Source organism: Ralstonia flatus, from assembly GCF_958439105.1.
GTDB classification, from domain to species: domain Bacteria; phylum Pseudomonadota; class Gammaproteobacteria; order Burkholderiales; family Burkholderiaceae; genus Ralstonia; species Ralstonia flatus.
The window spans coordinates 1-5,498 of sequence record NZ_CAUDLI010000020.1; the positions used below are offsets into that span (position 1 = coordinate 1).

Here is a 5,498-nt window from a genome sequence, read left to right on the forward strand (position 1 = left end):
ATCGAGTGGTAGTTGGCAGCGAGTTGACGGATAAAAATTCTTCGACGAGTTGTTGACAGCGACGAAAAAGCTCTGCATAATCTCGTTTCTCTGCTGCAGACAACGCAGCGACGCGGTGAACAAAGTTGATCGCGAAGTTCTTTAACAAGCAAACAGCCGATAAGTGTGGGCGCTTAATACTGGATGCGGCGGATTTCGATCCGCTAGCTAACAAGTAATGAAGTGCTCGCACAGAAGTAAGGTTTGAACGAAAGTTCAAGTCAGATTCTGAGAGTGAGCGACCGCTCGTAAAGAGCGAAAACAGCAGATTGAACTGAAGAGTTTGATCCTGGCTCAGATTGAACGCTGGCGGCATGCCTTACACATGCAAGTCGAACGGCAGCGGGGGAGAAGCTTGCTTTTCCTGCCGGCGAGTGGCGAACGGGTGAGTAATACATCGGAACGTGCCCTGTAGTGGGGGATAACTAGTCGAAAGATTAGCTAATACCGCATACGACCTGAGGGTGAAAGTGGGGGACCGCAAGGCCTCATGCTATAGGAGCGGCCGATGTCTGATTAGCTAGTTGGTGGGGTAAAGGCCTACCAAGGCGACGATCAGTAGCTGGTCTGAGAGGACGATCAGCCACACTGGGACTGAGACACGGCCCAGACTCCTACGGGAGGCAGCAGTGGGGAATTTTGGACAATGGGCGAAAGCCTGATCCAGCAATGCCGCGTGTGTGAAGAAGGCCTTCGGGTTGTAAAGCACTTTTGTCCGGAAAGAAATGGCTCTGGTTAATACCTGGGGTCGATGACGGTACCGGAAGAATAAGGACCGGCTAACTACGTGCCAGCAGCCGCGGTAATACGTAGGGTCCAAGCGTTAATCGGAATTACTGGGCGTAAAGCGTGCGCAGGCGGTTGTGCAAGACCGATGTGAAATCCCCGAGCTTAACTTGGGAATTGCATTGGTGACTGCACGGCTAGAGTGTGTCAGAGGGGGGTAGAATTCCACGTGTAGCAGTGAAATGCGTAGAGATGTGGAGGAATACCGATGGCGAAGGCAGCCCCCTGGGATAACACTGACGCTCATGCACGAAAGCGTGGGGAGCAAACAGGATTAGATACCCTGGTAGTCCACGCCCTAAACGATGTCAACTAGTTGTTGGGGATTCATTTCCTTAGTAACGTAGCTAACGCGTGAAGTTGACCGCCTGGGGAGTACGGTCGCAAGATTAAAACTCAAAGGAATTGACGGGGACCCGCACAAGCGGTGGATGATGTGGATTAATTCGATGCAACGCGAAAAACCTTACCTACCCTTGACATGCCACTAACGAAGCAGAGATGCATTAGGTGCTCGAAAGAGAAAGTGGACACAGGTGCTGCATGGCTGTCGTCAGCTCGTGTCGTGAGATGTTGGGTTAAGTCCCGCAACGAGCGCAACCCTTGTCTCTAGTTGCTACGAAAGGGCACTCTAGAGAGACTGCCGGTGACAAACCGGAGGAAGGTGGGGATGACGTCAAGTCCTCATGGCCCTTATGGGTAGGGCTTCACACGTCATACAATGGTGCATACAGAGGGTTGCCAAGCCGCGAGGTGGAGCTAATCCCAGAAAATGCATCGTAGTCCGGATCGTAGTCTGCAACTCGACTACGTGAAGCTGGAATCGCTAGTAATCGCGGATCAGCATGCCGCGGTGAATACGTTCCCGGGTCTTGTACACACCGCCCGTCACACCATGGGAGTGGGCTTTACCAGAAGTAGTTAGCCTAACCGCAAGGAGGGCGATTACCACGGTAGGGTTCATGACTGGGGTGAAGTCGTAACAAGGTAGCCGTATCGGAAGGTGCGGCTGGATCACCTCCTTTAAGAGCGTGCATCCGACGTTAGGCGTCCACACTTATCGGTTTGTTTGATGTTACAGCCAAGGGTCTGTAGCTCAGGTGGTTAGAGCACCGTCTTGATAAGGCGGGGGTCGTAGGTTCAAGTCCTACCAGACCCACCAAGTTACGGACGGTGGAAGTTGTTCTCTGCCGTGACTGGGGGATTAGCTCAGCTGGGAGAGCACCTGCTTTGCAAGCAGGGGGTCGTCGGTTCGATCCCGTCATCCTCCACCATTACCTTTTGGTTACCAAACGCAAGCATCGACGCTGTGTCGATGGTGTTTGCGTTTGGCCTAGCCAAGACGAGCGTAAAAGTTCGGCTGTTCTTTAACAATATGGAATGTAGTAAAGGTGTCGCGGTGCGTTGATGAGGCGCACATTAAAAACGCGACACTGGGTTGTGATTGTATCAACCAGTATTACCAGAGCAATCGAAAGATTGTCTTGGAATACGGCACAACGCGAGAACTCAGCCTATAGCGAGACATACTCGTTATAGGGTCAAGCGAATAAGTGCATGTGGTGGATGCCTTGGCGATTACAGGCGATGAAGGACGTAGTAGCCTGCGAAAAGCTGCGGGGAGCTGGCAAACGAGCTTTGATCCGCAGATATCCGAATGGGGAAACCCGGCCCGTATGGGTCATCTGTTACTGAATACATAGGTAACAGAAGCGAACGCAGTGAACTGAAACATCTAAGTAGCTGCAGGAACAGAAATCAACCGAGATTCCCAAAGTAGTGGCGAGCGAAATGGGATCAGCCTTGTACTCTTTAGCAGTATTGTTAGCAAAGCGGAATGGAAAGTCCGGCCATAGTGGGTGATAGCCCCGTATGCGAAAACAGTATTGTGGAACTAGGTGTACGACAAGTAGGGCGGGACACGTGAAATCCTGTCTGAAGATGGGGGGACCATCCTCCAAGGCTAAATACTCGTAATCGACCGATAGTGAACCAGTACCGTGAGGGAAAGGCGAAAAGAACCCCGGGAGGGGAGTGAAATAGATCCTGAAACCGCATGCATACAAACAGTCGGAGCCTGGAAACGGGTGACGGCGTACCTTTTGTATAATGGGTCAGCGACTTACATTCAGTGGCAAGCTTAACCGATTAGGGAAGGCGTAGCGAAAGCGAGTCCGAATAGGGCGTTCAGTCGCTGGGTGTAGACCCGAAACCAAGTGATCTATCCATGGCCAGGTTGAAGGTGCGGTAACACGTACTGGAGGACCGAACCCACTAACGTTGAAAAGTTAGGGGATGAGCTGTGGATAGGGGTGAAAGGCTAAACAAACTTGGAAATAGCTGGTTCTCTCCGAAAACTATTTAGGTAGTGCCTCGTGTCTCACCTTCGGGGGTAGAGCACTGTCATGGTTGGGGGGTCTATTGCTGATTACCCCGCCATAGCAAACTCCGAATACCGAAGAGTGCAATCACGGGAGACAGACATCGGGTGCTAACGTCCGGTGTCAAGAGGGAAACAACCCAGACCGCCAGCTAAGGTCCCTAAATATTGCTAAGTGGGAAACGAAGTGGGAAGGCTAAAACAGTCAGGAGGTTGGCTTAGAAGCAGCCACCCTTTAAAGAAAGCGTAATAGCTCACTGATCGAGTCGTCCTGCGCGGAAGATGTAACGGGGCTAAGCAATATACCGAAGCTGCGGATGCACGTAAGTGCATGGTAGGAGAGCGTTCTGTAAGCCTGTGAAGGTGTCTTGTAAAGGATGCTGGAGGTATCAGAAGTGCGAATGCTGACATGAGTAGCGATAAAGGGGGTGAAAGGCCCCCTCGCCGTAAGCCCAAGGTTTCCTACGCAACGTTCATCGGCGTAGGGTGAGTCGGCCCCTAAGGCGAGGCAGAGATGCGTAGCTGATGGGAAGCAGGTTAATATTCCTGCACCGTCGTATGATGCGATGGGGGGACGGATCGCGGAAGGTTGTCCGGGTGTTGGATGTCCCGGTCCCTGCATTGGAGATGGCACTTAGGCAAATCCGGGTGCGTGATTCAAGGGTGTGGGGCGAGCGACTTTAGGTCGCGAAGCAATTGGAAGTGGTTCCAAGAAAAGCCTCTAAGCTTCAGTCATACGAGACCGTACCGCAAACCGACACAGGTGGGCGAGATGAGTATTCTAAGGCGCTTGAGAGAACTCGGGAGAAGGAACTCGGCAAATTGGTACCGTAACTTCGGGATAAGGTACGCCCTTGTAGTTTGACTGGCTCGCGCCAGAAGGACGAAGGGGTTGCAATAAAATGGTGGCTGCGACTGTTTAATAAAAACACAGCACTCTGCAAACACGAAAGTGGACGTATAGGGTGTGACGCCTGCCCGGTGCCGGAAGATTAAATGATGGGGTGCAAGCTCTTGATTGAAGTCCCGGTAAACGGCGGCCGTAACTATAACGGTCCTAAGGTAGCGAAATTCCTTGTCGGGTAAGTTCCGACCTGCACGAATGGCGTAACGATGGCCACACTGTCTCCTCCCGAGACTCAGCGAAGTTGAAGTGTTTGTGATGATGCAATCTCCCCGCGGCTAGACGGAAAGACCCCATGAACCTTTACTGTAGCTTTGCATTGGACTTTGAACCGATCTGTGTAGGATAGGTGGGAGGCTTTGAAACCGGGACGCTAGTTTCGGTGGAGCCGTCCTTGAAATACCACCCTGGTTTGTTTGAGGTTCTAACCTTGGCCCGTGAATCCGGGTCGGGGACAGTGCATGGTAGGCAGTTTGACTGGGGCGGTCTCCTCCCAAAGTGTAACGGAGGAGTTCGAAGGTACGCTTGGTACGGTCGGACATCGTACCTAAAGTGCAATGGCAAAAGCGTGCTTAACTGCGAGACCGACAAGTCGAGCAGGTGCGAAAGCAGGACATAGTGATCCGGTGGTTCTGTATGGAAGGGCCATCGCTCAACGGATAAAAGGTACTCTGGGGATAACAGGCTGATACCGCCCAAGAGTTCATATCGACGGCGGTGTTTGGCACCTCGATGTCGGCTCATCTCATCCTGGGGCTGTAGCCGGTCCCAAGGGTATGGCTGTTCGCCATTTAAAGAGGTACGTGAGCTGGGTTTAAAACGTCGTGAGACAGTTTGGTCCCTATCTGCCGTGGGCGTTGGAATCTTGACGGGGGCTGCTCCTAGTACGAGAGGACCGGAGTGGACGTACCGCTGGTGTACCTGTTGTCTCGCCAGAGGCATCGCAGGGTAGCTATGTACGGAAGAGATAACCGCTGAAAGCATCTAAGCGGGAAACTTGCCTGAAGATGAGGATTCCCTGGAGACTTGATCTCCCTAAAGGGTCGTTCGAGACCAGGACGTTGATAGGCTGGGTGTGGAAGCGCAGTAATGCGTTCAGCTAACCAGTACTAATTGCCCGTGCGGCTTGATCCTATAACCGGTATGTTTCCGGCTGGGTCTGCCTTGTGCCTGATACACACTAAGCACAACCCCTACTACATTCCCATATTGGCGGCGTTGACCCCAAAGTCAGCGACGCGACAAGTCATAGCCTGGTGACCATAGCGAGTCGGTACCACCCCTTCCCATCCCGAACAGGACCGTGAAACGACTCCGCGCCGATGATAGTGCGGATTCCCGTGTGAAAGTAGGTCATCGCCAGGCTCTCCATCTAAACACCCCAGCTCT

General features: G+C 52.6%; 2 tRNA genes and 3 rRNA genes. All 5 read left to right on the plus strand.

Annotated elements, in window-relative coordinates:
* Nucleotides 1-310 precede the first annotated feature (310 nt).
* The 5 genes from R2676_RS26090 (at nt 311) to rrf (ending at nt 5,474) form a co-directional block, all read left to right on the plus strand.
* Nucleotides 311-1,850: ribosomal RNA gene (locus R2676_RS26090) — 16S ribosomal RNA — on the plus strand.
* Nucleotides 1,851-1,910: 60 nt separating this feature from the next.
* Nucleotides 1,911-1,987 (plus strand) — tRNA-Ile (locus tag R2676_RS26095).
* A 36-nt stretch (nt 1,988-2,023) separates the two neighbouring features.
* Nucleotides 2,024-2,099 (plus strand) — tRNA-Ala (locus R2676_RS26100).
* Nucleotides 2,100-2,364: 265 nt separating this feature from the next.
* Nucleotides 2,365-5,243, plus strand: a 23S ribosomal RNA gene (locus R2676_RS26105).
* A 118-nt stretch (nt 5,244-5,361) separates the two neighbouring features.
* Nucleotides 5,362-5,474, plus strand: a 5S ribosomal RNA gene (gene rrf, locus R2676_RS26110).
* Together the 16S, 23S and 5S rRNA genes with 2 tRNA genes alongside form the textbook arrangement of a ribosomal RNA operon.
* Nucleotides 5,475-5,498: the final 24 nt, after the last annotated feature.